At 70.5% G+C, this 2,723-nt stretch carries 4 protein-coding genes and 1 pseudogene; all 5 read right to left on the bottom strand.

The window, feature by feature from the left end; genetic code table 11:
• Window positions 1–648: pseudogene (locus tag I59_RS09965) on the bottom strand (copper transporter); the annotation flags it as partial.
• 178 nt (window positions 649–826) lie between these two features.
• Window positions 827–1,114: an HU family DNA-binding protein gene (locus I59_RS09970; RefSeq protein ID WP_022903744.1), complete on the bottom strand. Its 288-nt coding sequence runs from the start codon at window positions 1,112–1,114 to the stop codon at window positions 827–829.
• Between the two features lie 233 nt (window positions 1,115–1,347).
• A complete protein-coding gene (gene rpsN, locus I59_RS09975; RefSeq protein ID WP_022903745.1) occupies window positions 1,348–1,653 on the bottom strand; it encodes a 30S ribosomal protein S14 in 306 nt (101 codons plus the stop codon).
• A 2-nt stretch (window positions 1,654–1,655) separates the two neighbouring features.
• Window positions 1,656–1,826: a 50S ribosomal protein L33 gene (gene rpmG / locus I59_RS09980; protein WP_022903746.1), complete on the bottom strand. Its 171-nt coding sequence runs from the start codon at window positions 1,824–1,826 to the stop codon at window positions 1,656–1,658.
• Window positions 1,826–2,062 carry a 50S ribosomal protein L28 gene (gene rpmB / locus I59_RS09985; protein ID WP_022903747.1) on the bottom strand — a complete coding sequence of 79 codons (237 nt, stop codon included), beginning with the start codon at window positions 2,060–2,062 and terminating at the stop codon, window positions 1,826–1,828. The genes rpmG and rpmB overlap by 1 nt, the downstream gene beginning before the upstream one ends.
• Between the last annotated feature and the right edge of the window lie 661 nt (window positions 2,063–2,723).

Genomic DNA, 2,723 nt, shown 5'->3' on the forward strand with positions numbered 1-2,723 from the left:
AGCACCGGGCGGACGAGCGCGAGCATCACGAGGCCGCCGACCCAGAGCGGCGGCGCCGACCAGGTGGAGGCCGAGTGCGGTGACCGCGGCGTCGTGGCTCGCGGTGCCGGCGGCGTGCCCCTGCTGCGCGAGCGGGATCAGGCCGACCATCGAGACCCCGGCGGTCAGGGCGACCATGCCCCGGGACCGGACGGCGAAGCAGAGCACCGTGACCGCAGCGGCGACGAGCACGGTGACGAGCCAGGCGAGCCCGAGGTCGGTGCCGGTGAGGAAGACCCCCATCGACTGCCCGAACTGCTCGTCGAGCGACACCTGCGACCCGGCGACGCTGAGGAAGGTGAAGAACGTCGCGACGACGCTCGCCACGGTCCAGACGCCGGCCGCCCCGGCGGCGACGTCGATCGCGCGGTCCCACTCCCGGGCCGTCCGCGAGAACCCGATCGTGGCCAGCGCGAGGCCGCCGATGGTGGCGGCTGCGGCCAGGTCGACGATCATGCGCGCGATGGGCAGCCCGAAGCGGACCGCGGCACCGGGGTCGGCGATGAGCGCGGGGTTCGCTCCCCCACCGACCACGAGGGCGATGAGCAGCGAGAAGAACGCGGCGAGCAGCAGCACGGCGGGGCCGATGGTGCGCGCGATCCGGTTCACCCGACAAGCCTAGGCGGTGCCCACCCGGCCACAGAACCCGGCGGGCCGACCTGTGGACGGCGATCCGGGCCTCCCGGCGGTGTGGACGGACCGGCCGCGGGACGGACGGACCGGCGGGACCGTCCCCGGACATGCGAAAGGGACGGCCGCAGCCGTCCCCCTCACCAGCAGGTCCGTGTTACTTGACAGCAGCCTTGAGCTTCGAGCCGGCGCTGACCTTGACCGAGTCGCTCGCGGCGATCTCGATGGCCTCGCCCGTCTGCGGGTTGCGGCCGGTGCGCGCGGCACGGTGGGTCTTCTCGAAGGCGATCCAGCCGGGGATCGTGACCTTGGTGCCGTCGGCGACCGAGCTCGAGACGACGCTGAACAGAGCGTCGACGACGCCGTTCACGGTGGCCTGGCTCTGGCCGGACTCCTGCGCGACGGCAGCGACGAGCTCGGTACGGTTCAGGGACTTGTCAGCCATTGGATGTCCTCCTCGGACTTCTTCGGTATGTGTCGGGCCATCAGGCGCGATGCCCGTGGAACCGGGGTCGAACCTACCAGCCGTCCGGGGCGTTTCCGTCCGACTCGCCCGGATTTCCGGGCCTGTCGCGGGTTCAACGGGTCAGATGTGGCCGATGTGACGAGCGATGTACCCCGGACACGGCGAACGCCCCGCCACCAGCAGGTGACGGGGCGTCCGACGGGGGTGTGTGCTTACCAGGAGCTCTTCGTGATGCCCGGCAGCTCGCCACGGTGGGCCATGTCGCGGAAACGGACACGGCTGATGCCGTACTCACCGAGGTGGCCACGGGGGCGACCGTCGATGGCGTCGCGGTTGCGGTAGCGGACCGGCGACGCGTCGCGCGGGAGCTTCTGCAGGCCGACGCGGGCGGCCTCACGCGACTCGTCGGTGCCGTTCGGGTCCACGAGGGCCTTCTTCAGCTCGAGACGACGCTCGGCGTAGCGCGCGATGACCTCGGCGCGCTGGTTGTTCTTCGCGATCTTGCTCTTCTTCGCCATGCTTAGCGCTCCTCACGGAAGTCGACGTGCTTGCGGACCACCGGGTCGTACTTCTTGAGCACGAGACGGTCCGGGTTGTTGCGACGGTTCTTCTTGGTCACGTAGGTGAACCCGGTGCCCGCCGTGGAGCGGAGCTTGATGATCGGACGGATGTCCTGACCCTTTTTCGCCATCAGATCTTCTCCCCACGGGCGAGGAGATCCTTGACGACGGACTCGATGCCGCGTGCGTCGATCACCTTGATGCCCTTCGCGCTGAGCGTGAGCGTGACGTTACGACGAAGCGAGGGCACGTAGTACGTCTTCTTCTGCACGTTCGGGTCGAAGCGACGCTTCGTCCGGCGGTGCGAGTGCGAGATGTTGTGACCGAAGCCGGGGGTGGCGCCGGTCACCTGGCACACTGCTGCCATGGTTTCCTCCTGAGTACCGTGCGGTCGGACGACCGCACCCAAGGTCACTTGCCTGGTGCACACGCGCTGTCACTGCCCACGAGGGGCCGGTCGAGCGAGGGGGTTGTGCGCACCGCCCAGTCCCGCAGCCCCTGTCGAAGGGACCGTGGGCACCGCGCGACCGCGGCGTTCGCGACGGTCGGAGGGCTTGGTAACGAGCTGTTCTCCGCGCAGGCGCGGAGGACCAAGGGAAGACTCTACGCGAGCCTCGGGCGTGTCGCAAGCCGGGCGGGTGAGCGCGTGCGTGCCTGCGTCGGCCGGGAGGCACGGTGCGGGTCCGGCGGGCCGGTTCCACTCGCGTGGCAGCGCGGCGCTCGTGCGGGCGCGGCGCTCGTGAGGTCACGACACCCCGCTCGTGGATGCTGGCAGGTCAACAACGGTCGCTTCGCCGACGACAGTGCGACGGTTCGTGACCGGTCGGCGTCCGTACAGCGGGGCGTCGCGACCGCCCGAGCGGGCCGCACCCACCGGGCCGCTACGGCCCGTCGATCGGCTTCGGCGCGAGCGCCTGCACCATGAGCTCGCCGAGCTCCCGCGGCGCGGTGAACATCGGCCAGTGTCCGGTGTCGAGCCCCACGATCGTGAGGTCCTCGGNTCGCACGAGCTCGGCCGCCCATGCCTG

Origin of the sequence: Curtobacterium sp. B8 (assembly GCF_000333315.1) — a bacterium.
GTDB classification, from domain to species: Bacteria; Actinomycetota; Actinomycetes; order Actinomycetales; family Microbacteriaceae; genus Curtobacterium; species Curtobacterium luteum.